Annotated in this window: 24 protein-coding genes; 15 read left to right on the forward strand and 9 right to left on the reverse strand. The window is 71.5% G+C overall.

Annotation, left to right across the window (positions count from 1 at the left end):
• Positions 1-87: 87 nt before the first annotated feature.
• The gene (locus tag ACIQGQ_RS10595) at positions 88-1,599 is read right to left on the reverse strand and encodes a helix-turn-helix domain-containing protein (RefSeq protein WP_402393460.1); all 1,512 of its coding nucleotides are present in this window, start codon (positions 1,597-1,599) and stop codon (positions 88-90) included.
• A gap of 433 nt (positions 1,600-2,032) precedes the next feature.
• On the opposite strand from ACIQGQ_RS10595, the gene dnaN reads away from it, so the two are divergent.
• Both dnaN and ACIQGQ_RS10605 read left to right on the forward strand, forming a co-directional pair.
• A complete protein-coding gene (gene dnaN / locus ACIQGQ_RS10600) occupies positions 2,033-3,154 on the forward strand; it encodes a DNA polymerase III subunit beta (protein WP_402393195.1) in 1,122 nt (373 codons plus the stop codon).
• A 42-nt stretch (positions 3,155-3,196) separates the two neighbouring features.
• Positions 3,197-4,030 (forward strand): phosphotransferase family protein, encoded by an 834-nt coding sequence (locus ACIQGQ_RS10605; RefSeq protein WP_402393197.1) that lies wholly within the window; start codon positions 3,197-3,199, stop codon positions 4,028-4,030.
• Between the two features lie 255 nt (positions 4,031-4,285).
• Here ACIQGQ_RS10605 and ACIQGQ_RS10610 read toward each other — a convergent pair whose 3' ends face one another.
• Together ACIQGQ_RS10610 and ACIQGQ_RS10615 are read right to left on the reverse strand one after the other, a co-directional pair.
• Positions 4,286-4,720, reverse strand: a complete 435-nt coding sequence (locus tag ACIQGQ_RS10610; protein ID WP_402393199.1) for a GNAT family N-acetyltransferase — start codon at positions 4,718-4,720, stop codon at positions 4,286-4,288.
• A 66-nt stretch (positions 4,721-4,786) separates the two neighbouring features.
• A complete protein-coding gene (locus tag ACIQGQ_RS10615) occupies positions 4,787-5,608 on the reverse strand; it encodes a S1 RNA-binding domain-containing protein (RefSeq protein WP_402393202.1) in 822 nt (273 codons plus the stop codon).
• Between the two features lie 286 nt (positions 5,609-5,894).
• On the opposite strand from ACIQGQ_RS10615, the gene ACIQGQ_RS10620 reads away from it, so the two are divergent.
• A complete protein-coding gene (locus tag ACIQGQ_RS10620) occupies positions 5,895-6,269 on the forward strand; it encodes a VOC family protein (protein WP_402393204.1) in 375 nt (124 codons plus the stop codon).
• Between the two features lie 73 nt (positions 6,270-6,342).
• On the opposite strand, the gene ACIQGQ_RS10625 is transcribed toward ACIQGQ_RS10620, so the two are convergent.
• From ACIQGQ_RS10625 to ACIQGQ_RS10635, 3 genes are all read right to left on the reverse strand, one after another.
• Complete coding sequence (locus ACIQGQ_RS10625; protein WP_402393207.1) at positions 6,343-8,331, reverse strand: Ig-like domain repeat protein; 1,989 nt, start codon at positions 8,329-8,331, stop codon at positions 6,343-6,345.
• A gap of 174 nt (positions 8,332-8,505) precedes the next feature.
• Entirely contained in the window at positions 8,506-8,742 is a 237-nt protein-coding gene (locus tag ACIQGQ_RS10630; RefSeq protein ID WP_402393209.1) for a DUF397 domain-containing protein, read from the reverse strand.
• Positions 8,739-9,575, reverse strand: a complete 837-nt coding sequence (locus tag ACIQGQ_RS10635; RefSeq protein ID WP_402393212.1) for a helix-turn-helix domain-containing protein — start codon at positions 9,573-9,575, stop codon at positions 8,739-8,741. The genes ACIQGQ_RS10630 and ACIQGQ_RS10635 overlap by 4 nt, the downstream gene beginning before the upstream one ends.
• 155 nt (positions 9,576-9,730) lie before the next feature.
• Here ACIQGQ_RS10635 and ACIQGQ_RS10640 point away from each other — a divergent pair, with 155 nt between their 5' ends.
• Entirely contained in the window at positions 9,731-10,138 is a 408-nt protein-coding gene (locus tag ACIQGQ_RS10640; RefSeq protein ID WP_402393215.1) for a hypothetical protein, read from the forward strand.
• A gap of 18 nt (positions 10,139-10,156) precedes the next feature.
• Here ACIQGQ_RS10640 and ACIQGQ_RS10645 read toward each other — a convergent pair whose 3' ends face one another.
• On the reverse strand, positions 10,157-12,079 hold the full coding sequence (locus ACIQGQ_RS10645; RefSeq protein ID WP_402393217.1) for a protein kinase: 1,923 nt from the start codon (positions 12,077-12,079) through the stop codon (positions 10,157-10,159).
• A 232-nt stretch (positions 12,080-12,311) separates the two neighbouring features.
• Between ACIQGQ_RS10645 and ACIQGQ_RS10650 the strand changes: the two genes are divergently transcribed.
• The 3 genes from ACIQGQ_RS10650 (at position 12,312) to ACIQGQ_RS10660 (ending at position 15,267) form a co-directional block, all read left to right on the forward strand.
• Positions 12,312-13,667, forward strand: coding sequence for an aspartate aminotransferase family protein (locus tag ACIQGQ_RS10650; RefSeq protein WP_366289049.1), 1,356 nt, complete (start codon positions 12,312-12,314; stop codon positions 13,665-13,667).
• A gap of 143 nt (positions 13,668-13,810) precedes the next feature.
• Positions 13,811-14,506, forward strand: coding sequence for a GntR family transcriptional regulator (locus tag ACIQGQ_RS10655; RefSeq protein WP_402393220.1), 696 nt, complete (start codon positions 13,811-13,813; stop codon positions 14,504-14,506).
• A 110-nt stretch (positions 14,507-14,616) separates the two neighbouring features.
• Positions 14,617-15,267, forward strand: a complete 651-nt coding sequence (locus ACIQGQ_RS10660) for a hypothetical protein (RefSeq protein WP_366289164.1) — start codon at positions 14,617-14,619, stop codon at positions 15,265-15,267.
• Between the two features lie 36 nt (positions 15,268-15,303).
• On the opposite strand, the gene ACIQGQ_RS10665 is transcribed toward ACIQGQ_RS10660, so the two are convergent.
• Positions 15,304-16,140, reverse strand: a complete 837-nt coding sequence (locus ACIQGQ_RS10665; protein WP_402393222.1) for an SLATT domain-containing protein — start codon at positions 16,138-16,140, stop codon at positions 15,304-15,306.
• Positions 16,141-16,488: 348 nt separating this feature from the next.
• Between ACIQGQ_RS10665 and ACIQGQ_RS10670 the strand changes: the two genes are divergently transcribed.
• From ACIQGQ_RS10670 to ACIQGQ_RS10705, 8 genes are all read left to right on the forward strand, one after another.
• Positions 16,489-16,824, forward strand: a complete 336-nt coding sequence (locus tag ACIQGQ_RS10670; RefSeq protein WP_352275815.1) for a YbaB/EbfC family nucleoid-associated protein — start codon at positions 16,489-16,491, stop codon at positions 16,822-16,824.
• Between the two features lie 53 nt (positions 16,825-16,877).
• Positions 16,878-17,477 carry a recombination mediator RecR gene (recR, locus tag ACIQGQ_RS10675; protein ID WP_366289060.1) on the forward strand — a complete coding sequence of 200 codons (600 nt, stop codon included), beginning with the start codon at positions 16,878-16,880 and terminating at the stop codon, positions 17,475-17,477.
• Between the two features lie 159 nt (positions 17,478-17,636).
• On the forward strand, positions 17,637-18,296 hold the full coding sequence (locus ACIQGQ_RS10680; RefSeq protein ID WP_402393224.1) for a DUF5063 domain-containing protein: 660 nt from the start codon (positions 17,637-17,639) through the stop codon (positions 18,294-18,296).
• Between the two features lie 109 nt (positions 18,297-18,405).
• The gene (locus ACIQGQ_RS10685; RefSeq protein ID WP_402393226.1) at positions 18,406-20,529 is read left to right on the forward strand and encodes a LamG domain-containing protein; all 2,124 of its coding nucleotides are present in this window, start codon (positions 18,406-18,408) and stop codon (positions 20,527-20,529) included.
• Between the two features lie 272 nt (positions 20,530-20,801).
• The gene (locus tag ACIQGQ_RS10690; RefSeq protein ID WP_366289068.1) at positions 20,802-22,073 is read left to right on the forward strand and encodes an aspartate kinase; all 1,272 of its coding nucleotides are present in this window, start codon (positions 20,802-20,804) and stop codon (positions 22,071-22,073) included.
• Entirely contained in the window at positions 22,070-23,134 is a 1,065-nt protein-coding gene (locus tag ACIQGQ_RS10695) for an aspartate-semialdehyde dehydrogenase (protein WP_402393230.1), read from the forward strand. The genes ACIQGQ_RS10690 and ACIQGQ_RS10695 overlap by 4 nt, the downstream gene beginning before the upstream one ends.
• 367 nt (positions 23,135-23,501) lie before the next feature.
• Complete coding sequence (locus tag ACIQGQ_RS10700; protein ID WP_366289167.1) at positions 23,502-24,077, forward strand: SigE family RNA polymerase sigma factor; 576 nt, start codon at positions 23,502-23,504, stop codon at positions 24,075-24,077.
• Entirely contained in the window at positions 24,074-25,378 is a 1,305-nt protein-coding gene (locus tag ACIQGQ_RS10705; RefSeq protein ID WP_402393233.1) for a hypothetical protein, read from the forward strand. Before ACIQGQ_RS10700 ends, ACIQGQ_RS10705 begins: the two co-directional genes overlap by 4 nt.
• A 91-nt stretch (positions 25,379-25,469) precedes the next feature.
• On the opposite strand, the gene ACIQGQ_RS10710 is transcribed toward ACIQGQ_RS10705, so the two are convergent.
• Positions 25,470-26,357, reverse strand: coding sequence for an SURF1 family protein (locus ACIQGQ_RS10710; protein WP_402393236.1), 888 nt, complete (start codon positions 26,355-26,357; stop codon positions 25,470-25,472).
• Between the last annotated feature and the right edge of the window lie 63 nt (positions 26,358-26,420).

Consider the following 26,420-nt stretch of genomic DNA (forward strand, 5'->3'; position numbering starts at 1 on the left):
CCCCCTGGGTACGCGCGACCCCACCCGACGGGGGCGTGTCCGGCTTCGGCCGGGCGCGCCCCTTCTCGGTTTTTCCGGGGCGGTGGTTCAGCCGTCCGGGGTGTCCAGGGACCGGAGGGCGAGCCAGAGGTCGTAGCGGGCGCTGGGCGCCTGGAGCAGCGAGCGGCCCAGTACGGATTCGAGCCGGGTGAGGCGCTTGCGCATCCCTGGTACGGAGATGCCCAGAGCCTCGGCGGCCGGGGCTAGCTGGGCCTCGTGGCGCAGCCAGACCCGGAGGGTGTCGAGCGGGTCGGCGGTGTTCCGGGGCGTCCCGGGACCGCCGGTGAGCGGGCGCAGCTGCTGGGCGGCCCACTCCCGTACGGCGGGGGCGTGCAGGAGCTCGTCGAGGTCGGGCGGTGTTCCGCCCGGTGTCCGTTCGCCGGGTCGGTGGGGGGCGCGGGGCTCGGTGGGGGTGGCGCGGATACGGAGGGCCAGGTCGAGGGTGGCCTGGTCGCCGACCCGGTTCAGGTCGAGCCCGAGCAGTTCGCCGATGAGCCGGAGCCGGGCGGCCAGGGTGTTGCGGTGGATCTTCAGATGGTGGGTCGCGTGCGAGGAGAAGGCGAGCCAGGAGGCCAGCGTCGCCGAGAGCTCCTGGCTGCCCGGGTCCTGGGCGCGCCGCGGCAGATGGGCCAGCAGCGGGTGCAGCAACTGGTCGGCCCACTGCGCCCCGGCCGCCCCGGTGGCCACCGCCGGGTCGGGCGTCGAACCGAAACGGGAGTGCCGGTCCGGCAGGGTGCGGGCCACGGCCAGTGCGTGGAAGGCCTGGCGGTAGCCGGTCGCGGTGTCGGGCAGCGGCAGGTCCGCGCTGATGCCGACGACGCATTCGGGCACCGCCTCGGCCACCCGCAGCCCGAGCCGGAGTTCGGCGGCATCCGCGTCCGTGCCGGGGCCGGAGTCCGCGCCCACACCCGTGTCCGTCGGGACGATCAGGATCAGGTGGCGGGCGTAGACCGGGCAGCGGACGATCCAGGACCGGCCGCCGGACAGCTCCGTGCAGATCCGGGCCACCTCGTCCCGGCGCCCGTTCGCGCACTCCACGACGTACACCCGGACCGGGTCCGGCAGCGGGGGTCTGAGGGCGCCCGCCACCTGGTGCGCTATCGACAGCTGACCCGTCATGAGCAGGTGCAGCACCGCCTCCCGGCTGCGGGACTCCGCGAGTTCGACGCGGCGCCGCTTGCTCTCCACCTCCTCCGCCGTCCAGCACAGGGCGAGCGGCGTCGCCACGTCGGAGAGCAGCCGGGCCAGCCCGTTCGGCGGCGGGCTCGACGCGACCACGGCGAGGATCGGCCCGGCGGAGCCGTCCGGTCCGTCCAGCGGGAGGAGCAGGGCGGTGTGCTGCTCGTGGTCGAAGGAGAAGGCGCGCGCGTCGAGCCCCGCGATGTCCTTGGCGTACGCGCCCGCCAGCGCGGCCGCAGCGGTGCCCGTACCGTCCGTGCCCCGGTCCACGGCGTGCAGCACGGTGCCGTCCCCGTCGAGCAGCCCGGCCCAGCCCGCCGCCCGGCCGGACACCCAGTGCAGGAGTTCCCGCGAGCCGCCCGACCGGGCCAGCCGGTGCATCCGCATGACGTCATCGGCCCGTTCCCGCGCGCGCACACATCCTCCATCCACCTGAACGTTCAGTCGAACGTCTGTCCGGATCCGGCTCCGGAGCCGCCGGCCGAAACGATCGGCCGGCGGCGGCTGCCTGTGACCGTCCCACGGTTAAGCGGAATCAAGGCTGCCGGTTTGATTGTGCGTGCTGATACCCGCAGCGGTCCACACCGTGCGAATTGAAGCTTTCGGCCATCTACCCGAAGACTTAAAGTCCGAACACGGTTGCGGCACACCCCTTGGGGGAGGGGTTGGGGGGGCGACGGCCGCGGCTTACGGGGGTGGCCGCTGTCGTCGGCCGCAGCCGTTCTCTCTTCATCTCTCCGTTGTCAGTGCCGACTTCTAGGGTCGGGCCACGCCTTCGCGTACGCGAGCCGAGCCGACCGGGAGAAGCCGCACCATGGAGTTCCGCATTGACCGCGCCACCTTGACCGATGCCGTGGCCTGGGCCGCCCGGGTGCTGCCCACGCGTTCACCCGTTCCGGTGCTGGGCGGCCTGCTGCTGGAGGCGGCAGACGGCCGGTTGCGTGTCTCGGGGCTGGACTACGAGGCCTCCGCCCGTATCGAGGTGGAGGCGGAGACCGTACTGCCCGGTCGGGTTCTGGTGCTGGGCCGCCGCCTGTTCGACATCTGCCGGGTGCTGCCCGAGCAGGTGGTGGAGTGCGCGGTGGAGGGCTCGCGGTTCTCGTTGACCGGAGGGGGTGCGCGTTTCGGCCTCTCGGTGCTGCCGCTCGACGACTACCCGGCCCCGCCGCCGGTGCCGGAGGCGCTCGGCGAGGTGGACGCGGCGGAGTTCGCGGCGGCCGTCTCCCAGGTGGCGGTGGCGGCGGGCCGGGACGACGCGCTGCCGACCCTCACCGGCATCCGGCTGGCGCTGGACGGTGACGCGATGACCCTGGCCGCCACGGACCGCTACCGGTTCGCGGTGCGCACCCTCGCCTGGAAGCCCGGCCGGGACGGGGTTCTCGCCGATGTCGTGGTCCCGGCCCGCAGGCTCACCGAGATCGCCCGCTCGCTCAGCCCGTCCAGCCCGGTCCGGCTCGCGCTGGACGGTGGTTCGGCCGGCTTCGAGCAGGCCGGTACGCGGACGACGGTGCGCCTGTTCGACGGCCGGCTGCCGCGCCACGACAAGCTGTTCGCGCTGACCGGCGCGGCAACCGCCGAGATGGAGCGGGTGCCGCTGCTCGCGGCCGTGAAGCGGGTCGCCGTCGTCGCGGACGGAGGCAGTCCGCTCCACTTCACCTTCTCCGGCGATTCGGCCCTGCTCCAGGCGGGCTTCGACGACGACGTGGCTTCCCAGCGCCTGCCCGCCGTGTGGGGCGGTGCCGGTGAGCTGACGGTCGCCTTCAACCCGGCCTACCTGATGGACGCCCTGGGTTCGTTCGACGCCCCGGTGATCAGGTTCGGGCTGATGGGCCCCGGCCAGCGCGCGATGGTCACCGGCCGGACCCCGGACCGGGAATCCCCGGACCGGGAGACGTCCCACCAGCACCTGCTGATGTCGGTCAAGCCGCTGCTCTGACGTACACACGCACCCTGCCCGGGACTTGGCAGGATCGGCGGCATGACTGCTGCTGAACGGTGGAGCACCCACGTGATCGAGATGCGCGGCGATCTCGTGACGAAGCGGTACGCGAAGGGGGACGCCCATGCGCTTCTCGACCGCGAGTGGCGGGCGCTGACCCTGCTGGACGCCCACGCCCCGGGCCTGGCCCCCGTACCGGTGGCCGTGGACCGCGACGCCGATCCACCGATGGTGGTGATGTCCCGGATCCCGGGGGTTCCGCTGCGGGGGAGCCCGGTGGACGGGGCGCGGACGGCGGCGATGGCGAAGACTCTTGACGCGTTGTACGGAGCGGTCCCGGGCGAGCGCCTCGCCCGGGTCCCGGTCCGGCCGGGCCACTGGGCCGGGCTGGCCGTGCGGTTGCGCGACTGGCACGGGCGGGGGCCGGGCCCGGCGGCCGGGGATGCGGTGCGTGCGGCCCTGGACGAGGGCATGGCCTGGCTGGACCGCCCGGGTCGGGCAGCGGGCCCCGGCACGTCCGGCCCGCCCGTGTTCGGGCCCGGCGACGGGAATCTCGCCAACTACCTCTGGGACGGGACCACGTCCCGGGTCGGGGTGGTCGACTTCGAGGACTCCGGCCGGAGCGACCGCCCCTTCGAACTCGCGGAGATCACCGAGCATGTCTCCGGCTGGATCGACGGAGGCTTCGACGCGGCTTCCTTCCTCGACTGTTTCGAGCTCACCGCCGACGAGTGGTCCCGGTTGCGGGAGTGCCGCCGTCTGCTCGCTCTGACCTGGACGTTCATTCTCTCGTTCGACGATCCTGAACGGCCCAGGAACCCGCCCGGCACGGCCGCGCGCCAGGCGGAACGGCTCCGGGCACTGCTGGGCTGACCGGCACGGTGGCTGCGGGCCCCGCGGCCGGTCCGGGGGCTCAACGATGCTGCGGGGGCGAGGTAGCGGCGGGCGTGCGCGTGCAGCGGGGCTTCCTGGTCGAGCAGCGCGCTGCGCAGCAGGAACGCTCGCCGGAGGCCTTCGGTGGCGGCCAGATCCGGGCCCCTGCGGTTCGCCGCCCTCTTCAGGTGGTGAAGCCGAACACACAAGAACTGCGTGCGGGCGCCCGTCGAGGCGCCCGCCAGGCACTCCCTCTCACTGCTCGGCGCTGAGGGTCATGAAGGTCTCCGGGTCCGGCACGGCGATGAATCCGGCCTTCGCGTAGACCGCGTGCGCGTCGAGGGTGGTGAGGAGGATGCGCTTGAGCCGATAGGGGGCGAGGTGGTCGCGGACCGCTGTCGCAAGCCACGTCCCGAGCCCCCTGCCACGATGGTCCGGGGCGACGTAGACATCGCAGAGCCAGGCGAAGGTGGCGCGGTCGGTGACCACACGGGCGTAGGCGGCCTGGGTGCCGTCGGCGTCGTAGATGCCGAAGTTCAGCGAGCCGCGCACCGCGTCCTCGACCGTCTTCCGGCTGCGTCCCAGGGCCCAGAACGCGTCCGTCGAGAGCCAACGGTGCACCCGTTCCACATCGAGCCGATCCGGGTCCGTCGAGAGCTCGTACCCCTTGGTTCCGCCGCTGGTGACCATGGAGCGGCAGCGTATCCGTGACACCCGGCTCTTCCAAGGTGCCGCCATATCGGACGAGATGACGTCTCAGCTTCTGTCGGCCCCGTCGACGAGGGCGAGCCGTACCCGGTGACGCGGGAGATCGACCTCGGTGACCTCCACGGTGATCGGCTCGCCCTCGTCGACGAACTGCTCCGGGGTCCGGTCCGGCTCGGCGGTCAGCTCGGAGAGGTGGAGGAACCCCATCACGTCGGGGGCGAGCCGCACGAACACACCGAAGGGAACGATCCTGGCGACCGTTCCGGTGAGGACGCGGCCGAGCTGATCCGCGAACCGGATGAGTGGGTCTTCCTTCAGGGCCTTCAGGGAGAGCATGACCTGTCCGGAGCGTGTCTCCGCGATGACCACCTCGGCGGCGATCCGCCGGCCGGCTTCGACTGCCTCGGAGGGGTGGGTGATCCACCCCCACGTCAGGTCCGGCACCCGGATGAAGCCGGTGCACAGACCGTCCGGTTCGCCGTCGACGTGGACGAAGACCCCGAAGTTGTGCACCGAGGCGACCGTGCCGGTGACGACCTGCCCGGGGGAGAGTGCGAGGAGGAAGGACCGCAGGGCCGGAATCTCGCATGCTTTGGCGGAGAGATGAAGCTGCCCTTCCTGCCAGCGCCCGATCTCTTCGGCGCTGATCTCCTGGCCCACCTCGAACAGCTCGGACGGGTGCCCCGTCCGGCGCATCGACGCTTCGTGTTGAGGAATCCGGCCGATCTCGGCCGCCTCCCCTTCGGCGTCCACGAGCCGCACCAGAACGTCCGCTCCGTCGAACCCGACGACCTCCACCGTTCTCACGGCCCCCGGCCGCAGGCGGTCGGCCAAGGACCGCAGGCGGGGGTCGGAGGCCGGGTCGGACATGGAGGTGAGTCTACGGGCCGCCCCGCCCGCCGGTTCTACGCTGCCGCACCCGTCAACATCCGCTGGGCACAACGCTGTTGTTGTGGCCGGCTCGCTCGCGTAGGGTCACTCGACGTGAACACCGGACCGGCACTACGCCACGCACGGATGGGCCACCCGGTGGAGGGCTGATCCCCCAGCGGGTGCGGAGAACGCACCCCCTCGGTTCCGCACGCGGACCTCCCGGCACTCGCGCATCGCGAGTCCCTCTCCATATTCCGCGTCGAACACCAACGAGGTCAGCCGAATGACAGCCACGTTCAACCACACCATCATCGCTTCCAAGGACCGCAACGAGTCGGCCCGGTTCTTCCGTGAGCTGCTCGAACTCTCGGAGGCGCCGTCCTGGGGCCCGTTCACCAATGTCCGGTTCGACGACGGTGTCCTGCTGCAGTTCGCCGAACCGCCGGTGGAGATCCAGATGCAGCACTACGCGTTCCTGCTCGACGACGAGCTGTTCGATCGCGCGTATCAGCGGCTGTGCGAGCGCGGGATCGAGCACTGGGCCGACCCGCAGATGCGCCGCTCGGGCGAGATCAACAACGAGCACGGCGGCCGGGGCGTGTACTTCAAGGACCCCGCCGGCCACGCGATCGAGCTGATCACCCGCCCGTATCTGTAAACGGGCCGGACGGACGGGTGCGGGGCCGGGTGGATCACCCGGCCCCGCGGTCGAACGACGTTCCGCCGTACTTCTACTTGGTGAAGTAGAAGTACTGCCAGGAGCTGTGCGTGGTGGAGTTCACCGAGTCGCCCGAGCTGCCGTTGATGTAGGAAACCCGCATACGCATCCGGTACCCCGTCTCATGGGTGCCCTTCAGCGTGATGATGGTCTTCCCATTGGTGCCGAGCTTGAAGTAGTCCGAGCCCGCGTCGTACCACTTGCCCTGGTAGTTCAGCTGGAGCGACAGCTTGTGGGCGCGGTTCTTGTAGTACGTCATCGACGTCGTGAAGACCGGGTCGGTCTTCTTGTGGAAGTACTTGTACGACGTGTTGCCGATCTTCGCCGTCTTGTACTGCTTGGAGATGGAGGTCGAGACCTTCACCTTCGCGTACGAGGTCGACTTGACCGTCTTGCCCGCGTACCGGCCGTCACCCTTGAAGACCGCGGTGACGGTGGTGTCCCGGGTCATGGCGATGACGGCGGACAGGTTGCCCTTGGAGTTGACCTTGCCGGTCTTCAGCAGCCTGTTCGGCTTGTCCGCGCCGAACGGGTCCGCCCACAGCTCGACGGTGCGGTTCTTGTACGTCTTGCCGAGGTGCGCGGTGAACGTCACGTTGGCACCGTACGAGTACAACGCCTTGTTGTGGTTCAGGGTCAGCGAGGGCACCGTCCTGGGCACCGCGACCTTCGCGGAGCCGGAGCCCGCGGAGTGGGTCGCGTCGCCCGCGTACGTCACCTTGTACGTGACCTGGCCGCCCGCGGTCGGGGTGTCGGTGAACGAGAAGCTGCCGTCCGACTTCAGCGCCACGGCGGGCAGCGCCTTGCCCTTGGGCGACTCGACGTCGGTGCGGGTGACCGTGGCCTTCGCGCCGGCCGGGAAGGGGCTCGCCGAGCCGGCCTTGCCGGTGACGGTCAGCTTCTTGTTCAGCGCCGACTTCTCCGGAGCCTTGACCGTGACCGTCGTCGGCGACTTCATCGCCTCGGTCAGCACCCGCAGCGAGCGGACGCCGTAGCTGTTCTCGGTGACCGCGAACAACCGGCTGTTGTCCGGTGCCCAGGCGAGCCCGGCCGAGGCCAGCGTGTCCGCACCGCTGGTGTTCCCGGTGTTGGGGAAGTCGTACGTCCGGATCGCCTTGGTGGAGTCCTGCTTGTAGACGTACACGTCCGGGCTGTAAATGCCGTCGATGCCCGCCGCCACCGTGCCGTCCGGCGCGATGTCCACGGCGTTGGGGTACGAGTTGGACGGGTAGGCGATCCCCGGCGTCAGGTCCGAGGTCTTGTACGACTGGTGGTTGTACGGGTACCCGCTGGCCACCACGACCTGCGAACCGTCCGGCGTCAGCGCCAGGTCACGCAGGTTGCTCCCGTCGGTGCGGGTCTGCGCGGTGCGCGCGGCCGTACCCGAGGCGACGTCGTACACGGCGATCTGGACGGGGCTCTGCCCCTCGATCCCGGCGGCCAGGGTGTTCGGGGCGCCCGGCGTGGACGCCAGGGTCGGCGCCGCGTACCAGGTACGGTCCGGGTCCTGGTCCAGGGCGACGACGGGCTCCTCGCCGGACAGGTCGACCGAGCCGATGTTGCCCTCGGTCGCCGCGCCGTAGCCGAACCAGAGCTTGCCGCCCGCCAGCGCCGGATAGGCGGGCTTGGTGTTCTCACCGGTCGCGTACCGGGCGGACTCCACCAGCGCGGCGGTGTCGATCACGGCGATGGCGTCGGCGCCGGGCACACCGGCGTACAGCGTGCCGGAGTCGGCGGAGAGTTCGAGACCCTTCACGCCGGGCAGCGACGGGATGGTGCCGACCACGTTGCCGCTGTAGTCGGTGGCGAGGACCTTGCCGGTGACCGGGTCACTGATGAAGACCCGGTGGTGCACGCCGTCCGCGACGACATCGCCCACGGACGAGACGGGAATGGTCCTGCTGGAGTCGGCGGCGGCCGGATTCGCCGCCCCGCCGACCAGAACCACTGAGCTGAAGAGGACCGCGAGCGTGGTCGCGGTCGAGATTCTGCGCGTACGCAAAATGAATTACCCCCACGGTAAGAGGGGGGCCGAGGCATCCGTCGACAAGAGACGGGACGCGACCCCACGCACGCAGGGTATGACATGTACGTCCACAGGTCGCACACATTTGCGGTGCCGGGGTCCGGATCACCGATCCCGACCCCGCGAACCGTTCCGTTCTGTCCGGTTCGCTCAGTCCGCCCAGGTGAGGAACGCGGCCCAGGCCCCGGGAGCCACGGTGAAGGCGGGCCCGTCGGTCACCTTGGAGTCCCGGACGTGGACGGCGTGCGGGCAAGTGGCCACCTCGACGCAGTCACCACCGTTGGCCGCGCTGTACGAGGACTTGTGCCAGTCGAAGGCCACCTCGACGCAATTGCCGCCGCTGCTGTCGCTGTAGCTGGACTTGAACCACCGGAGGGGCTTACTCATTCCTCTACTCCTGCCAACCGCGCGATCAGGCCCAGCGATTCACGAGGATCCAGAGCCTGTGCCCGAATCTTCGCACAGCACTGAGAGCGAGCGCTCACCTTGGCAGGATCGCTGATCAGCAGACTCTCGCCTTGGACCTCAAGGAAGAGCAGGCGAGTGTGATCCGGAGTCTCGATCAGATTAATGTCGCCTCGGTCACCCGCGTGTTCGCCACTCACTCCGCAGTCCATGGGCAACACCTGAAGGGTGACGTTGCGTCGCTGCGCGCACTCGGCCAAGTACAGCAACTGTTCGCACATGATCTCTTTGCTGCCGATGGTCCGCCTGAGAGTCGATTCCTCCAGGACGATCTCGATCAGAGCCGCCGGGTCCCGGTCGAACAGGGCTTTGCGCGCCATCCGGGCGCTGACCAGTTCTTCCACGCGCTCGTGGGGCAACGGTGGAAAGCCGCCCCCGATCAAGGCCCGTGCGTATGCCTCTGTCTGGAAGAGTCCGTGGATCACGAACCCGGCGTACAGCTGGAGCATCACCGCCTCCTGCTCCAGCAGTGCGTAGTTCTTGAACTGCTCCGGGTAGGTCTCCAACCGCATGTACCGGCGGCAGCGGTTGAAGAATTTCGTCTCCTCGTGGAACACCTGGTCCAGCCCCACCAGCATCTCGTCGCTGGCGGGCTGGGCGCAGGTCTCCATCGCGCTCACGGCTGCTGCGGAGTAGCCGAGCTCCTCGCCCAGCCGGGTCTGCGTCCAGCCCCGTCCGGTGCGCAGATCACGGGCCATGTCGGCGACGATCCTGGCCATGACACTGGCCGTTTCCTTGTTCTCCGCTCGCGCCATGTGCGATCCCCTTTCGACTCAACCGGTCTCAACCGGTCACTACTCGAATCAGCCCGACTCGACTGGAATTCAGAGGAGTTCGCGCAGGTCAACGAGTGTGCGACGCCTCTGTGTGGCCTGAGGAAACGCTAGCCAGTCAGGGGAAGACTGGTCCTGTGAATGCAACGAAAAGTGCGGTCGGATTCGGGTGGATTCCATACTCCGGATTTCAACTGCGCAAAACAGGAGTCCAATTCGACGCCGTGCGCTTCGACGGGGACGAAGGGCGTCGGCTCGCCCTGATGATGGAGGCGGTCACGGGCGGTGAGCCCGGCCCGGTGGTGGCCGAGGCCAGCGGTAAACGGTCGGTGTACTTCCTCGTCCCGGCCGGGAGCACCGAGGGCAAGGCATGGCCGGACGGGGCCGTGGTGCTGAACGCGGCGCCCGGCCGGGTCAGCTACGTACCGGTTCCGGCTCTCCACGGCCGTACCTGGCCGGTGTCGTGGTACTTCCCGCCCACCGCTCCCGGCAGGTTCGTCCACGCGTTGCTGCTGCTCAGCACGGCCACGGCGATACTGAACTGAGGGCGTGGGGCCGCGAGGTCAGCCCCCCTTGGTGTAGGTGAGCCGGTCGCCGCTGGCGCTGTTCTCGCGGGTCAGGGTGCCGTTCGGGTGCAGGGTCAGTGTGGTGGCGCCGCCGGCGGTGCAGGACGTCATCGGCTTGCCCGACTCGACCTCGGACGGACCCACCCTGACCGGGCCGCCCTCGGCGGGCTCCGCGGCGAGGTTGGCCCGGAAGACGCAGCGGTACGTGTTGCCGTTGTCGAGCGGGCCCTCGGCGGTGAGGGTCAGGACGGCCTGGCCGACCGAGCCCTGCTGGATGACGAGTTTCCGGGTGGAGCGCCCGGCCGGGTTGTCGATGGTGCCGGTCCAGGTGCCGAGGTAGCCGGTGGGGACGGCGCCGTCGCCGTTCTTCCCGTCCGCACCCGGGGACGGGGCCGGGCCGCCCGCGTCCGGGGAGGTCGGGGCGGTGGTGGAGCGGTCGGGGCGGTGGTGGTCCGTCGGCTCCTCGTTCATGAGCGTGTAGACCGAGCCGCCCGCGCCGATCGCCACGAGCACGGCGACGACGACGAGCGCGATGGTCGAGCCCTTGCCGCGGCGGGCCGGTCCGGGCTCGGGGTGGGGGTTGCCGGGGTGGGTGGGGCCGAAGGGGGGCGTGGGCCCGAAACCGGTGTGCGGGTACGGCGCCTGCTGGTGCTGCGGCGGGTAGCCGTACCCGGTGGGGGGCTGCGGGGCGCCGAAACCCTCGCCGGGGTGCGGCTGGGCGGGCGGCGGATAGCCGTAGCCGGGGGCCGGGGTCCGCGGCGGGTAACCATAGCCGGGGGCCGGGGTCGGGACGGGGGTCTGCTGCGGGTAGCCGTGGCCGGGGGCCGGGCCGTAGCCGGGGGGCGGGGTCGTCCGGGGGTGCTCCCGGGACCGCTCCCCGGGGAAGCCCGACAGATCCTCCGGGCCCTCGGACTCCTCGCGGGCCCCGGCTTCCCCGGGTCCCGCGGCCCGGCCGGCCTGTGCATCCTGCGCGGACTCCTCAGGGTCCTCCGGATCCTCGGAGTCCAGCAACTCGACGGCGTGACGGCCGAGTTGGGCGATGAGCGCGCCCGGAAGCCACGGCTCGGCGGGGTCGGCGTCCGCCAGCCGGTCCAGGATCGCTTCGGTCGTCGGGCGGGCGGCCGGGTCCTTGTGCAGGCAGTCCCGCACCAGGTCGACGAGGTCCACCGGGACCCCGGTCAGATCCGGGTCCTCCTGCGCGATCCGGAACATCTGCGCGTGCACCCGGCTGTCGCCCGTACCGAACGGGAGCCGGCCGGTCGAGGCGTACGCCAGCACCGTGCCGAGGCAGAACACGTCGCACGCCGGGGTCACCCGCTCGCCGCGCACCTGCTCCGGCGCCATGAACCCGGGCGAACCGACCAGGGCACCGGTGCGGGTGACCCCGCCGTCGGTGGCGGTGTCGAAGGCGCGGGCTATGCCGAAGTCGATGACGCGCGGCCCGTCGATCGTCAGCAGGATGTTGGAGGGCTTCAGATCGCGGTGGATCAGCCCCGCCGCGTGGATGGCCCCGAGGGCGTGGGCGAGCCCGGACCCCAGGATGTGCACCGAGCGCTCCGGCAGCGGACCGTACGCCCCCGAGGGCGCCCCCGCGACGCGCGGGCGGCCGGTCACCGTGGCGTGCAGCGAGGGCCCGGCGACGTACCCCGTGGCGACCCACGGCACGGCGGCCTCCGTGTCCGCGTCCAGCACCGGGGCCGTCCACGCGGAACCGACCTGGCGGGCGGCCCGCACCTCCTGGCGGAAGCGGTCCCGGAACTCCTGCTTCTCGGCCAGTTCACCGCGGACCAGCTTGATCGCGACGGTCCGGCCCCGCTCGGACCGGGCCAGATAGACCTGGCCCATGCCTCCGGCGCCGAGCCGCCCCAGCAGCCGGTAGGCGCCGATGGTGCGCGGATCTTGCGGTGTCAGGCTCTGCATTGACGCTGACACGTCCTTCCCCCAGGAATCGGCACTCTGCCCGTCCGGGCCCGGTCTGGCCCACCCGATGCCCGCACGATCATAGGGATGCACGCGGGGCGTGCCCGGAGCGGTTGCGGTTCCGGAACCACCGGAAGCACTTCCGGCGACCCGACACCCTGCACAGCGGAACGCCCCACGCCATACAAGGTGGTCATGTCGGGACGCTCCCGGTACGGCCTACGCTCGCCGCATGACCCCTCATGTCGACCCCGCCGCCGGTGCGGCCGTCAAGGCCGCCGACCGAGCGCACGTGTTCCACTCCTGGTCCGCCCAGGGCCTGATCGACCCGCTCGCCGTCGCCGGCGCCGAGGGGGCGTACTTCTGGGACTACGACGGTAACCGCTACCTCGACTTCACCAGCGGCCTCGTCTACACCAACATCGGCTACCAGCACCCCACCGTCGTCGCCGCGATCCAGGAGCAGGCGGGCAAGCTCGCCACCTTCGCCCCCGCGTTCGCGATCGAGGCGCGCTCCGAGGCCGCACGCCTCATCGCCGAGCGCACCCCCGGCGACCTGGACAAGATCTTCTTCACCAACGGCGGCGCCGAGGCCGTCGAGAACGCCGTCCGGATGGCCCGGCTGCACACCGGCCGCACGAAGGTCCTCTCCGCGTACCGCTCGTACCACGGCGCCACCTCCACCGCGATCAACCTGACCGGTGACCCGCGCCGCTGGCCGTCCGACAACGGCTCGGCGGGCGTCGTCCGCTTCTGGGCGCCGTTCCTCTACCGCTCGCCGTTCTACGCCGAGACCGAGGCCGAGGAGTGCGCCCGCGCCCTCCAGCACCTGGAGGACACCCTCGCCTACGAGGGCGCCGCCAACATCGCCGCGATCATCCTGGAGACCATCCCCGGCACCGCGGGCATCATGACCCCGCCGCCCGGCTACCTCAAGGGCGTCCGCGAGATCTGCGACCGGTACGGCATCGTCTTCATCCTCGACGAGGTCATGGCCGGCTTCGGCCGCACCGGCAAGTGGTTCGCCGCCGAGCACTTCGACGTGGTGCCCGACCTGATGACCTTCGCCAAGGGCGTCAACTCCGGTTACGTGCCGCTCGGCGGCGTCGCGATCTCCGCCGAGATCGCCGCGACGTTCGACACCCGCCCCTACCCGGGCGGACTGACGTACTCCGGCCACCCGCTGGCCTGCGCCGCCGCCGTCGCCACCATTCGGGTGATGGAGGACGAGAAGGTCGTCGAGAACGCCGCCCGCATCGGCGAGACGGTCCTCGGCCCCGGTCTGCGCGAACTCGCCGAGCGCCACCCGTCCGTCGGCGAGGTCCGCGGCCTCGGCGCGTTCTGGGCGCTCGACCTGGTCCGCAACAAGGAGACCCACGAGCCACTGGTCCCGTACAACGCGACGGGCGAGGCCAACGCGCCGATGGCGGCCTTCGGCGCGGCGGCCAAGAAGAACGGCCTGTGGCCCTTCATCAACATGAACCGCACCCACGCCGTGCCCGCCTGCAACGTCACCGAGGCCGAGGCGAAGGAGGGCCTCGCCGCCCTCGACGCCGCGCTCTCGGTGGCCGACGAGCACACCGCGTGACGCACTCCGTGACGCACCCTTCGTGACGTGATGGCGCCCCTCCCCGTCCCTCCGGCACCGCCCAGGTGCCCCTTCTGCCCGGATACGGGCATGGCGGCCCTCGATTAAGGTGACCGCAGGCAACAGGAACGGGGAGGGGCGCCATGCGCGCGAGCGGAGCTGTGACCCGCAGCACACTGCGGCAGCAGATCGCGGACGCGCTCCGTGACGAGGTCCTCGCCGGACGGCTCCAGCCGGGGCGGGAGTTCACGGTCAAGCAGATCGCCGATCAGTACGGGGTGTCGGCGACCCCCGTGCGCGAGGCGCTCTTCGACCTCTCCGCCCAGGGGCTCCTGGAGACGGACCAGCACCGGGGCTTCCGGGTGCGGGAGTTCACCGTCGCCGACTACCGGTCCCTGGTCGAGGCCCGCAGCCTGGTCATCGACGGCGTGGTCCGCAGCGTCTACTTCGGCGGCGGGGCCCCGGTCGTGCCCCCCTCGGCGTACCTGGACCGCCTGGTCGCCGTGCGCCGCCGGGCCCAGGAGGCAGCGCGGGCGGCCCGCGGCGGCGACCTGGACATCCTCATCGGCTACGACCTGCGGTTCTGGCGCGAGCTGGGCGCCCTCGTGGGCAACGCGTACATCAACGAGTTCCTGCACCGACTCCGCGTACAGGCCTGGGTGTTCGCGGTGCCGTACCTGCGCCGCGACACCGGTGACCGGGACGCGCTCTGGAACGGGCACGAGGACCTGGTCGCGGCGATCACGATCGGCGACCCCGGCGCGGTGCGGACCGTGCTGGACGACTACCAGAACCATGCGCTGGGCTGGGCGGACCGGCTCGCGACGGAGAACCGGTAGCACGCGGGGGCGCGGAGGCGCGGGGCCACTGTGCGTGGCGCGCGCACCGCATTACGCTGTCCCGACCATCCCGAACATTCCGATGCGCACCCGTGGGAGAGCGAGACCTCGTGGCCTGTGACCTGTGGCTGGTCCCCCTCGTCGATGTGCTGTGCCACAGCCCCGACAACCCGTTCGCCGAAGAGATCGCCGCCTACGACAGGGCGTTGGGCGAGGCCGGACTGCCGTCCGTCCCGGTGTACGCCTACATGCCGGGCCTGACCGGCGAAGTGGCCCCCGTCGCGGGGTTCGACTACGACGCGCTGCACTGCCTGCGCCGCGCCCACCTGCTCCAGCTCAGCGGACTGGCCGTCACCCCGGTCGGTGAACTCGGCAGCGACTACGAGCAGTTGCTGGAGATGTTCGAGGAGGCGGCCCGCCAGTCCCACCTGGTGTGGCACTACGACCACGCCGGGGCGTACGTCCCGCTGGACTTCGCCGCCCCGCTCGCCGCCGACGACCTGCTGGAGGGCGGCGGCCCGCTCGGCTCCTCGCACGGGCTGCTGAGGGAGCTGGAGTTCGTCGCCCCGGCCATCGGCATCGACCCGGCGAACCCGCCGGCCGCGCCGCTGCCGCCCGCCGCGCCGACCTCCCTGGAGGAGCCGTCCGCGTCGACGCCGTACGACGACGGCCCGTTCGCCCGCGAGCGGCACGTCTGGCTCGGGCTGCACGCGGCGGCGACCCGGAGCCTGGCCCAGGGCTCGATGATCGTCTTCGGATAGGCCTGCGGGCCCGGGGGCCGGAGAGGCCCCGGGGTGTCAGCGGGGGGACTCCGGCGGGCGCTGGCGCGGCATGTTCGGCCGGGCCAGCGTCTGCAGCGGGAACCGCCCGGACAGCGTCCCCGGGTCCGGGCGCGCGGTGCTCCCGGCGTTCGACGACAGGGCCTGCATCCCCATCGGCGCGGGGCCGGCCCGGAACTCCACCATCCAGTCCGCCGTCTCCGTGCGCACCAGCTCCGCGACGTCCTCCGAGAACCGCCGCAGCACCCCCAGGCACCGCTCCGCCGCCTCGCTGGCCGTCCCCTCGGTCGGCCCGAGCATCTCCCGCACGCACTCCGACGCCCAGTCGAACTGGAGCACCTGGAGACGCCGTTGCACGGCCTGGGCGGTGGCGAGATTCCTTATCCAGCCCGAGGTGAGCCCGAAGTACCGGTCGCAGGCCATGCACGCGGCGCCCAGCAGCAGCGACAGATAGCCCCAGCCCGCCACCCCGCGCATCGCCCCGGTCAGATCGAGCAGCGGCAGCGCGGCGCCCGCCACCGCCCCGAGCGCGGTGCCCATCCGCAGCGTCCTGGCCGCCCGGCGCTTGCGCACCCGGTCGCCCAGATACCACTCGGCGGTGCGCAGCGCGTCGGCCTCGACCCAGCGGTAGACCTCGTCGAGGCGGTCGGAGGGCTCGCTCCAGTCGCCGAGCGGGAACGGCGCGGCGGTCAGGTCCCCGCGCCGCCCCCGGCCTCCCCGAACCGCCCGGCCCCGGTCGTCCCGTTCGCTCCGGCCCCGATCGTCCCGGCCCCGATCGTCCCGGCCCCGTGAGCCGGAGCCCGGACCGGGCTCGTTGCGGGGCGGCCCCTCGGGCTGCATCTCCGGCTGGCTCACCGGGTACTCCTCTGCGTAGCGACGCCTGACATGGCGATGGGCGAGACGGGGCGGGTGCGCACTGCTCTCCGGCATGGCCGACAGTACCGTTGTGGTGACAATGAGTGACGGCCGATGTGCCTGGGTGTCCTGATGTGTATGCCCTTCCTATCGCCGAACGGTGGGCCATGGGGGAGAAAACGCGTTATTACCGGTTGCGCCGGTCCTGTGATCAGGTATACGAGCGCGGCACGGGCCGCCTGAAACTCACCCGAAAGAGTTGCCCACGAGTGAGTGGGGCGCGTTGTCCGGGGAGCACGTAGGCTCGGCATACCGAAGCTTTTTGTCGTCGAATTGCCAGGAGTGACCGTGATCCCCGGTGGCGGGCAGCCCAATATGCAGCAGCTGCTGCAGCAGGCCCAGAAGATGCAGCAGGACCTCGCCGCGGCCCAGGAGGAGCTGGCCAGGACCGAGGTCGACGGCCAGGCGGGCGGCGGTCTCGTGAAGGCCACCGTCACCGGCTCCGGCGAGCTCCGCAACCTGGTGATCGACCCGAAGGCGGTCGACCCCGAGGACACCGAGACGCTCGCGGACCTCGTCGTCGCCGCGGTCCAGGCGGCGAACGAGAACGCGCAGGCGCTCCAGCAGCAGAAGCTGGGCCCGCTGGCCCAGGGCCTGGGCGGCATGCCCGGCCTCCCCTTCTGACCCGGCCCCACCGGGAAACCCGACGACGCAGGTAGGAAAGGAAGGCGTTCCCGTTGTACGAAGGCGTGGTTCAGGACCTCATCGACGAGCTGGGCAGGCTGCCCGGCGTCGGTCCCAAGAGCGCGCAGCGGATCGCCTTCCACGTCCTCCAGGCCGAGCCGACCGATGTGCGCCGGCTCGCCCACGCGCTCCTGGAGGTCAAGGACAAGGTGCGGTTCTGCTCGGTCTGCGGCAACGTCGCGCAGCAGGAGCAGTGCAACATCTGCCGGGACGCGCGCCGCGACCCGTCGGTGATCTGCGTGGTCGAGGAGCCGAAGGACGTCGTCGCGATCGAGCGGACCCGCGAGTTCCGCGGCCGTTATCACGTGCTGGGCGGTGCGATCAGCCCGATCGAGGGCGTCGGCCCGGACGACCTGCGCATCCGCGAGCTGCTGGCCCGCCTCGCCGACGGGTCGATCACGGAGCTGATCCTGGCCACCGACCCCAACCTGGAGGGCGAGGCCACCGCGACGTACCTCGCCCGGATGGTCAAGCCCATGGGCCTGCGGGTCACGAGGCTGGCCAGCGGTCTGCCGGTCGGCGGCGACCTGGAGTACGCGGACGAGGTGACCCTGGGCCGTGCCTTCGAGGGGAGGCGCCTGCTCGATGTCTGACACCGCCGGTGCGGGTGCCGGAGCCGGAGGCGATGCGCCCTTCGGTGTTCTTCCGGCGGCCGTTTACCCGATCGGTGCCGCGACTCACGGCAGCTTTACGTTCAGCGACGCTATGTTCTACTCACCGTTTGCGACCGTGCCCCGCGGGAGGTCCCCTCGATGTCCGACGCCACGCTGAACTCCGTCACGCAGGACCCGGACGACTTCGCCGTCCAGATCGCCGACCAGATCAAGACGTTCATCGTCGCGGTCACCGAGGTGTCCAGGGTCGAGGAGCCCGAGGAAGCCGTTCCCGTCCTGCTGCTCCAGGTGTCCCAGCTCCTGCTGGCGGGCGGCAGGCTCGGCGCGTACGAGGACATCGTCCCCGACGAGCGCTACGAGCCGGACCTGGGCGCGGAGCCGGACGTGGACGGGCTGCGCGAGCGGTTCGCCGTCCTGCTGGAGCCGATCGACGTCTACTCCGAGGTCTTCGACCCGTACGAGCCCCGCAAGGCCCCGGTCCCGGCCCGGATCTCGGACGACCTGGCCGACCTGGTGACCGATCTGCGCCACGGCCTGGCCCACTACGAGGAGGACCGCACCACCGAGGCCCTGTGGTGGTGGCAGTTCTCCTACTTCTCCAACTGGGGCTCCACCGCCTCCGCCACCCTGCGCGCCCTCCAGTCCCTGATCGCCCACATCCGCCTCAACCAGCCCCTCCAGGAGCTGGACGGCCTGGACACCGACTCGGAGACCCTCGACGACGAGCTGGCCGAGGAGGCGGGCCGCGTCATGGCCGAGGAGATCGCGGGCCCGCTGGGGCTGCGCCCGGTGCAGTAGCGGGGCCGTTCCCCCTCACTTGCATGCATAACCCACGTGCCGTTCCCGACGCGCGTTGCTAGCCTCCCGGTGAGCTGTGAGTTTCACAGACAGTGACTGGGGAGGGCGCATGCGTGAAATGAACGGTCCGGGGCGTCGAAGAACGGCCCGGCTGGGGGCGTTGTCGCTGGCCACGGCGGCGATGCTGGCGGTGCAGGGGATGGCGGTCGCGGTCGCCGATCCGGCCCCGGGCGGCTCGTGGGCCTCGGAGCTGGAGACCGGCAGCCGGGCGTGCGCGGCCGGGGACGCCAAGGCGTATGTCCGCAGCATGCCGGTGCTGCGCGCGGTGCTGTCGGACCCGGCGGGCGTGGGCGGGGCGGACAAGCCCCCGGTCGCGGCCGAGTTCGAGGTGTGGTGGGCGGCCGACGGAGGTGTCGAGCGGCGGCAGATGACCTCGACGTCCAAGCCTCAGGGATCGGCGTTCTCCTGGCATCTGTCCGAGGACCTCGGCATCCCGGCCGACACCGTCGTCTCCTGGCACGTACGGGCCGTCAGCGGGACGAACACCTCGCCCTGGAGCTCCGTGTCCGGCGTGGGCTGCGAGTTCGTCTACGACGGGGAGAGCCCGGCGGCCCCGGTGGTGACGTCCACCGACTACCCGGACGGCGACGACTGGACGGACGGCGTCGGCGTTCACGGCACCTTCCGCGTCGTCTCCTCCTCCGACGACGTCGTCATGTACAAGGTCAGCTTCGGGGGCGGGCCGCAGCGGGAGGTGGCGGCGCCGGGACCCGGGCAGGCCGTCGACATCGACTTCGTCCCGCAGGCAGCCGGCCTTCAGCGGCTGGAGGCCCAGGCGTTCGACCGGGCGGGCCGCAGCAGCGCGCCCACGACCTACTTCTTCCGGGTGGGGTCGGGGCGCGCCCCGGTCGCACGCTGGAAGCTCGCCGACGCGGCGGGCTCGCAGACGGCGGCGGCCGAGTCCGGCACGGCGGCCCGTGCGGGCAGCGGCACCGCCTTCGGCGCGGACGCCCCGTCCGGCACGGATCTGACCTCCACGGCGCTCCTGGACGGTACGGACGAGGGCTACATCACCCCGGACGCGCCGGCCGTGCGGACCGGGGACGACGGGTCGTTCTCGGTGGGCGCCTGGGTGCGCCCCGCCGCCGTGGACGGCACACGGACCGTCGCCGGACAGGACGCCGGGGACGGCTCCGCGTTCACCCTGGGGCTGCGGCAGGACGCCGGGCAGCCGGTCTGGTCGTTCGCCGTGGGGGACGAGCGGCTGGACGGCGGACGCCCCGTCGCGGACAGGTGGACGTATGTGCTCGGCCGGTACGACGCGGTGACCGGCAGCGCCCGGCTGTACGTCGACGGCAGCCCCGTGGGGGAGGAGCGGAAGGTGACGCCGGGCGGCGTCGACGGGCCCTTCCAGATCGGGCGGTCGAAGAGCGCGACCGGCTATCAGGACCACTGGCGGGGCGAGATCGGCGACGTCCGGGTCCACGACCGGGTACTGGTCCCGGGTGAGATCGCCGGGCTCGCCGTCCGGAAGGCCGAACGGCTGGCCCACTGGGACATGGAGACGGCGGCGGACGGCGTCAGCCCCGAGGTGGGCGGCGGGCAGCCGCTGAGGCTCGCCCCGGGAGCGTCGGTCCGGCGCTACGACGACGTGTGCGAGCCGGCGGACCCGGACTGCGACCCGCTGGACACGATCCTCGCCGGCGACGGTCACCTGCGGCTGGACGGGGTGTCCGGCCACGCGACCACCGACCGGCCCGTCGTCGACACCGGCGGCAGCTTCTCGGTGAGTGCGACGGTGCGGCTGGCCGACGACGAGCCGGACCACCCGATGACCGTCCTCTCCCAGGGCGGGAAGCACGGCGACGCCTTCAAGGTGCGCTACCAGCCGTCCACGTACAGCTGGGAGCTGGTGATGTCCCACGCGGACGAGCCGGGGGCGGCCGAGACGGTGGTCTCCCGGTACAGCCAGCCGGACGGCGGCTTCGGGGCGGGCCACCAGATCGCCGTGGTGTACGACGAGGCGGCGGGCGCGGTCACGCTCTACGTCGACGGCTACGCCGAGACCGAGGGCACCGCCGAGTTCCACGACGCCTGGACCGGCGACGGCGGCCTCCAGGTGGGCCGGGGCCGGACGGCCGACGGCTGGGGCGAGTACTTCCACGGTGCCGTCGACCAGGTCCGGGCCTTCTCCGGAGCGCTGACCGCCGGCGAGGTCCAGGCCCTCTGGTAAGGGCCACGGGCCCCGGTTCCGGCCCGGTCCGGCCGGAACCGGGGCCCGTCGGGCCGCAGCCGTTGTGGGGTGAGGCACATCCGGGGGCGTTCGGGAGTACGGAGGGGCTCGGTGGGCAGGCAGGACTGGGCGGGTGTCCCGGTGCGGCCCGGTACGGAGCGTCGATGATCGCTTGGTGAGCGAAACATCTCACCATGTGGTATCAACGGGGCGTTTTCGGACCGCTCGTTAGACTGAGTCGACCGCAGTAATGGACTGAGCGAGGAGCGCACGTGGGCCTTGTCGTGCAGAAGTACGGAGGCTCCTCCGTAGCCGATGCCGAGGGCATCAAGCGCGTCGCCAAGCGAATCGTCGATGCCAAGAAGAACGGCAACCAGGTGGTTGTCGTGGTGTCCGCGATGGGCGACACGACGGACGAGTTGATCGATCTCGCGGAGCAGGTTTCCCCGATCCCTGCGGGGCGCGAGTTCGACATGCTGCTGACCGCCGGAGAGCGGATCTCCATGGCCCTGCTGGCGATGGCGATCAAAAACCTGGGCCACGAGGCCCAGTCGTTCACGGGCAGCCAGGCAGGCGTCATCACCGACTCGGTCCACAACAAAGCGCGCATCATCGATGTGACGCCGGGCCGGATCCGCACGGCGCTGAACGAGGGGAACATCGCGATCGTCGCGGGGTTCCAGGGCGTGTCCCAGGACAAGAAGGACATCACCACCCTCGGCCGCGGCGGGTCCGACACCACCGCCGTCGCCCTCGCGGCCGCGCTGGACGCCGAGGTCTGCGAGATCTACACCGACGTGGACGGCGTCTTCACCGCCGACCCCCGGGTCGTCAAGAAGGCCCGGAAGATCGACTGGATCTCCTTCGAGGACATGCTGGAGCTGGCCGCGTCCGGCTCCAAGGTGCTGCTGCACCGGTGCGTCGAGTACGCACGCCGCTACAACATCCCGATCCACGTCCGCTCGTCCTTCTCCGGACTGCGCGGCACCTGGGTCAGCAACGAGCCGCAAGGGGACCAGAAGGTGGAGCACGCGATCATCTCCGGAGTCGCCCATGACGTCTCCGAGGCCAAGATCACCGTCGTCGGGGTGCCGGACAAGCCGGGCGAGGCCGCCGCGATCTTCCGCACGATCGCGAACGCGGAGATCAACATCGACATGGTGGTGCAGAACGTCTCCGCCGCGTCGACCGGGCTGACCGACATCTCGTTCACCCTGCCCAAGGCCGAGGGCCGCAAGGCCATCGACGCCCTGGAGCGCAACCGCGACGGCATCGGTTTCGCGTCGCTGCGCTACGACGACCAGATCGCGAAGATCTCGCTGGTCGGCGCCGGTATGAAGACCAACCCGGGGGTCACCGCGGGCTTCTTCGAGGCGTTGTCGGACGCCGGGGTCAACATCGAGCTGATCTCGACCTCCGAGATCCGCATCTCGGTCGTCACCCGCGCCGACGACGTCAACGAGGCCGTGCGCGCCGTGCACACCGCCTTCGGCCTCGACAGCGACTCCGACGAGGCCGTCGTCTACGGAGGCACCGGCCGATGACCGCCCGCCGCCCCTCGCTCGCGGTCGTCGGTGCGACCGGGGCGATCGGCGGCGTCATGCTCCAGATCCTTTCGCAGCACGCGGATGTCTGGGGCGAGGTGAGACTGGTCGCCTCGCCGCGCTCGGCCGGCCGCAAGCTGGTCGTGCGCGGCGAGGAGAGCGAGGTCCTCGAACTCACCGAGTCCGTCTTCGACGGGGTCGACGTGGCGCTGTTCCTGGTCCCCGACGAGGTCTCCGCGCGGTGGGCGCCGATCGCCGCCACCAAGGGCGCGGTCGTCGTCGACGACTCCGCCGCCTTCCGGCTGGCCCCGGACGTCCCGCTGGTCGTCCCCGAGATCAACCCCCATGCCGCACGGATCCGGCCGCGCGGCATCGTCGCGAGCCCGAACTGCACCACGCTCGCGCTGATCGTCGCGGTCGGCGCGCTGCACGCCGAGTTCGGGGTGCGGGAACTGGTCGTCTCCTCGTACCAGGCGGTGAGCGGGGCCGGCCGGGACGGCGTCGCGGCACTGCGCGAGCAGTTGTCGCTGGTCGCCGGTACGGAGCTGGGTACGAAGCCGGGCGATGTGCGCCGGGTCCTGGGCGACGCGGAGGCCGGCCCGTTCGCCGCGCCCGTCGCGCTCAACGTGGTGCCCTGGGCCGGGACGGAGGCCGGGGACGGCTGGTCGTCGGAGGAACTGGCGATCCGCGAGGAGTGCCGCAAGGTCCTCGACCTGCCGGAGCTGCGCATCTCGGCCACCTGCGTGTACGTACCCGTCGTCGCGACGCACTCGATGTCCGTCCACGCCAGGTTCGAGAACGAGATCGCGGTCGACCGGGCCCACGAGATCCTGGCGACGGCACCGGGCGTCGTGCTGTACGACAACCCGGCGGCGGGCGACTTCCCGACACCGTCCGACGTCGTCGGCACCGACCCGACCTGGGTCGGAAGAGTGCGCAGGTCGATGGATGATCCGCGCGCCCTGGAACTGTTCGTCTGCGGCGACAACCTCCGCAAGGGGGCCGCGTTGAACGTGGCCCAGATCGCCGAATCGGTGGCCGCGGAGTTCCCCCGGTCCTGAACGAACCGCTTTTGTGCGGTCTGTGAACACTCTGTGAGTAAGTTGAAACTCTCAACCTCTTGAGCTGGGGCGTCGCGGTGTCCGACGATGATTTCCGGCCTGCTGCAACCACTGGCCCGGAGGGGTGCGTCTCTGTCGTCACCCCTGGCGCGGCGGGGCGCGCATTCGGGGCATCCGGGGTCTTCGGGGAAGAGCAGGTTCGTATGAGGGCATTTCGCACGGCGGGGAACGCGGTGCCGCGCGCGTACAACCCTGACGGGGGGAAATGTGTCCAACTGGCGTGGCAGAGGTTCTCGACATCACAGTGGTGGGCCCGTTGCGCGGCGCTTCGGTGCGCCCGCTCCGGCGGCCCCGCGCGCCCGGCGGCATGCCGGTGATCGCGCCCATGCCCGCAGCCCGCTCCACCAGGTTCCCCTCGCAGCGCGGGGGCGTTGAGGAGGGCGTGGCCGCCGGAACGACGGTCGACCACCTCACCGAGACCTACCGGGCCCATTACCGGTCGCTGCTGGGCCTCGCCGCCCTGCTCCTGGACGACACGGCCTCCTGCGAGGACGTCGTGCAGGAGGCGTTCATCCGGGTGCACTCGGCGCGCAACCGGGTGCGCGACCCGGAGAAGACGCTCGCGTATCTGCGCCAGACCGTCGTCAACCTCTCCCGCTCCGCGCTGCGCCGCCGCATCCTCGGGCTGAAGCTGCTCTCCAAGCCCATGCCGGACATGGCGAGCGCGGAGGAGGGGGCGTACGACCAGCTGGAGCGGGACGCGCTGATCAAGGCGATGCGGGGGCTGCAACGGCGCCAGCGGGAGGTGCTGGTGCTGCGTTACTTCGCGGACATGACGGAGGCTCAGGTCGCCGAGACGCTCGGGATATCCCTGGGCTCGGTCAAGGCGTACGGATCACGCGGGATCGCCGCGCTGCGGGTCGTGATGGAGGCACAGGCATGAGCCGCCGTACGCACGGGAACGGTCCCGAGCACGAACACGAACATGAACGCGGGAACGGGAACGGGACTCCCCGCCCCGCCGGCGCCGAGGACCGGAACGAGCCGGTCGGCCCCGAGGAGCTGGTCGGTCCCGAGGAGCTGGGTGACCTGAGTGATCCGCGGGCTCTGAAGGACCTGCGCGACCTGCGGAACGTGCGGGACCTGCGAGGGCTCTTCGGAGCGGGGGCGGACGACACCCCGGACGACTCCCCGGGCGGGGCCCCGGACGGTGACGGCGACGGGCGCGGTTTCGACGGGGACGTGCTGCGCGACCTGATGCACGGCGCCGTCAAGGACCTCAAGCCCGTCGACGGCACGCTCGACCACCTCAAGCGCGCGGTTCCCGCCCGGCGGGCGAAGCGGCGGCAGGCCGTCGTCGGTATGGCCGCGGCGGCGCTGCTCATCGGCACCGCCGTACCGGCCCTCGTCCACGTCGCGAACTCGGACGGGTCCAGCACCGCCAAGACCGCCATGGCCGGACACGGCGAGCAGGCGCAGGGCGGCAACGGAACGGACCGCGGCGCACAGGCCGACGGGAAGAACACCAACGGCACCACCGACGGCCAGGGCGACGGAGACCCGGACCGGCCCGCGAGCGCCGACGGCCCCGCGGACACCAACGGTTCCGGCGGAGGCGGGGAGCTGTCCGGCGGCACCGCCGACCCGAACGGCGCCTCGGCCGACTCCCTGCCGAACTGCGACCCGGGTCAGCTCGGCGTCGCCTCGGCCGAGACCGGCACGGCCGGCCCCGACGGCACGGTCTACGGCACCTTCCGGATCGCCAACGTCTCCGGTACGGAGTGCTCGGTCAGCACCGGCGGCAGCGTGGGCTTCCAGGCCATCGGCGCGGCCGACCCGTCCAGGATCGCGGTCGTCCAGCACACCGCCGGTGACGCCGCGTCCGGGCTGCCCGACCCCTCGCAGGAGGAGCGGACGGTGCTGCTGAAGCCGTCGATGGCGTACGAGGTGAAGTTCGCCTGGGTGCCCAAGGACACCTGCCCGTCCACCGGGGCCTCGCCGAGCCCGACGCCGAGCGACGACCCGGGCGGTGCGGGCGGCGCCGCGGCCGGAGCGGGCAGCGGCGACGGGAACGCGGCCACCGGCACGCAGCTGGGCAGCGAGGACGGCAGCGGCGGTACGCAGGACGGCAGCATCGCCGTGACCCACACCCCGGAGGCCGGGGCACCGGTCGCACAGACCCGGATCGCCAACGCCTGCTCGGGCACGATCTACCGGACCGGAGTACTGACCCCGGCTTCCTGACCCCCGCCCGGCACACGCGGCACGTATGGCGCACGCGGTACGCACGGGTCCCGTGCGTACCGCGTGTCGTGCGCGTACGGCACACGGGCCCTCAGGCCGTCCGGGACGGGGCCTCCGCCTCGTCGTCCCCGTGGGCGGCGGCCGCGCCCTCCCGGGCTTCCGGCCCGGTCTCCGCGTCCGCCCCGGCTCCGGCCCCGGTCTCCGTGACCAGACCCAGCCGCTGGTCACGTGCCGCCTCGGCCTCGCGGCGGACCAGCCGGAACCACATGAAGAGCACGAACCCGGCGAAGACGAACCACTCGCCGGTGTAGCCGAGGTTCTGGAACGCCTTCAGGTCGAGCCCGGTGCCCTGCGCCAAAGCCGCCGGTACGGGCCGCAGCGCCCCGGACGCCTTGGCCGCCCCCGGGTCCCCGGTGTCCTGGACCGTCACCCACGCGTCGTAGACGTCGTACGGGACGAGGTTGACCAGGGACGCGGCGCTGATCATGCCCAGCTGGTCGTCGGGGAGCCCGCCCCGCGTGTCGACCCCGTCGGTGGAGGCGGTCTCGGACGCCTGGAGGTCGCCGGTCACGGTGACCGTGCCGGTCGGCGCGGCGGGCACGGCGGTCCGGCCGGGCTCACCGGGCAGCCAGCCCCGTACCACCGGCAGTGCCTTGCCGCTGTCCGTGCGGAGCATGTTCAGGACGTAGAAGCCGGGCTTCTTGTCCAGCTCCCGACCGGGCACCAGGAACTGGTCGGCGTACCGGCCGGTGGCGGTGGCGGGCCGGCCCGAGGTCACCGTGCTCACGGGCAGCAGCCGGTCGATCGGTTCGGCGGCTCTCGAACCCGGGGCCGGCTGCTTCTCGGCCGCGTCGTGCGTCTGCACGCGATCCTCGAAACGGCCGAGCTGCCAGGTGCCCATGAACACGCAGAACGGAATGGCCAGCACGACGAAGAGGTTGATCCCCCACCAGCGCGGGGTCAGCAGGAACCGGTACACCCCTCCACGGTACGGTCCTCCCTCCGCCCGCCAGGAGCGGGGTGCCCGCCCACGCACCCGCAC

The organism is Streptomyces sp. NPDC092952 (assembly GCF_044754785.1).
Classification (GTDB): Bacteria; Actinomycetota; Actinomycetes; order Streptomycetales; family Streptomycetaceae; genus Streptomyces.

What these genes read in the sequence shown, in the direction of transcription:
- ACIQGQ_RS10595 (WP_402393460.1), bottom strand. Translation starts at nt 1,599, where the DNA reads ATGCACCGGCTGGCCCGGTCGGGCGGCTCGCGGGAACTCCTGCACTGG.
- dnaN (WP_402393195.1), top strand. Translation starts at nt 2,033, where the DNA reads ATGGAGTTCCGCATTGACCGCGCCACCTTGACCGATGCCGTGGCCTGG.
- ACIQGQ_RS10605 (WP_402393197.1), top strand. Translation starts at nt 3,197, where the DNA reads ATGACTGCTGCTGAACGGTGGAGCACCCACGTGATCGAGATGCGCGGC.
- ACIQGQ_RS10610 (WP_402393199.1), bottom strand. Translation starts at nt 4,720, where the DNA reads ATGGTCACCAGCGGCGGAACCAAGGGGTACGAGCTCTCGACGGACCCG.
- ACIQGQ_RS10615 (WP_402393202.1), bottom strand. Translation starts at nt 5,608, where the DNA reads ATGTCCGACCCGGCCTCCGACCCCCGCCTGCGGTCCTTGGCCGACCGC.
- ACIQGQ_RS10620 (WP_402393204.1), top strand. Translation starts at nt 5,895, where the DNA reads ATGACAGCCACGTTCAACCACACCATCATCGCTTCCAAGGACCGCAAC.
- ACIQGQ_RS10630 (WP_402393209.1), bottom strand. Translation starts at nt 8,742, where the DNA reads ATGAGTAAGCCCCTCCGGTGGTTCAAGTCCAGCTACAGCGACAGCAGC.
- ACIQGQ_RS10635 (WP_402393212.1), bottom strand. Translation starts at nt 9,575, where the DNA reads ATGGCGCGAGCGGAGAACAAGGAAACGGCCAGTGTCATGGCCAGGATC.
- ACIQGQ_RS10645 (WP_402393217.1), bottom strand. Translation starts at nt 12,079, where the DNA reads ATGCAGAGCCTGACACCGCAAGATCCGCGCACCATCGGCGCCTACCGG.
- ACIQGQ_RS10650 (WP_366289049.1), top strand. Translation starts at nt 12,312, where the DNA reads ATGACCCCTCATGTCGACCCCGCCGCCGGTGCGGCCGTCAAGGCCGCC.
- ACIQGQ_RS10655 (WP_402393220.1), top strand. Translation starts at nt 13,811, where the DNA reads ATGCGCGCGAGCGGAGCTGTGACCCGCAGCACACTGCGGCAGCAGATC.
- ACIQGQ_RS10680 (WP_402393224.1), top strand. Translation starts at nt 17,637, where the DNA reads ATGTCCGACGCCACGCTGAACTCCGTCACGCAGGACCCGGACGACTTC.
- ACIQGQ_RS10685 (WP_402393226.1), top strand. Translation starts at nt 18,406, where the DNA reads ATGCGTGAAATGAACGGTCCGGGGCGTCGAAGAACGGCCCGGCTGGGG.
- ACIQGQ_RS10695 (WP_402393230.1), top strand. Translation starts at nt 22,070, where the DNA reads ATGACCGCCCGCCGCCCCTCGCTCGCGGTCGTCGGTGCGACCGGGGCG.
- ACIQGQ_RS10700 (WP_366289167.1), top strand. Translation starts at nt 23,502, where the DNA reads ATGCCGGTGATCGCGCCCATGCCCGCAGCCCGCTCCACCAGGTTCCCC.
- ACIQGQ_RS10705 (WP_402393233.1), top strand. Translation starts at nt 24,074, where the DNA reads ATGAGCCGCCGTACGCACGGGAACGGTCCCGAGCACGAACACGAACAT.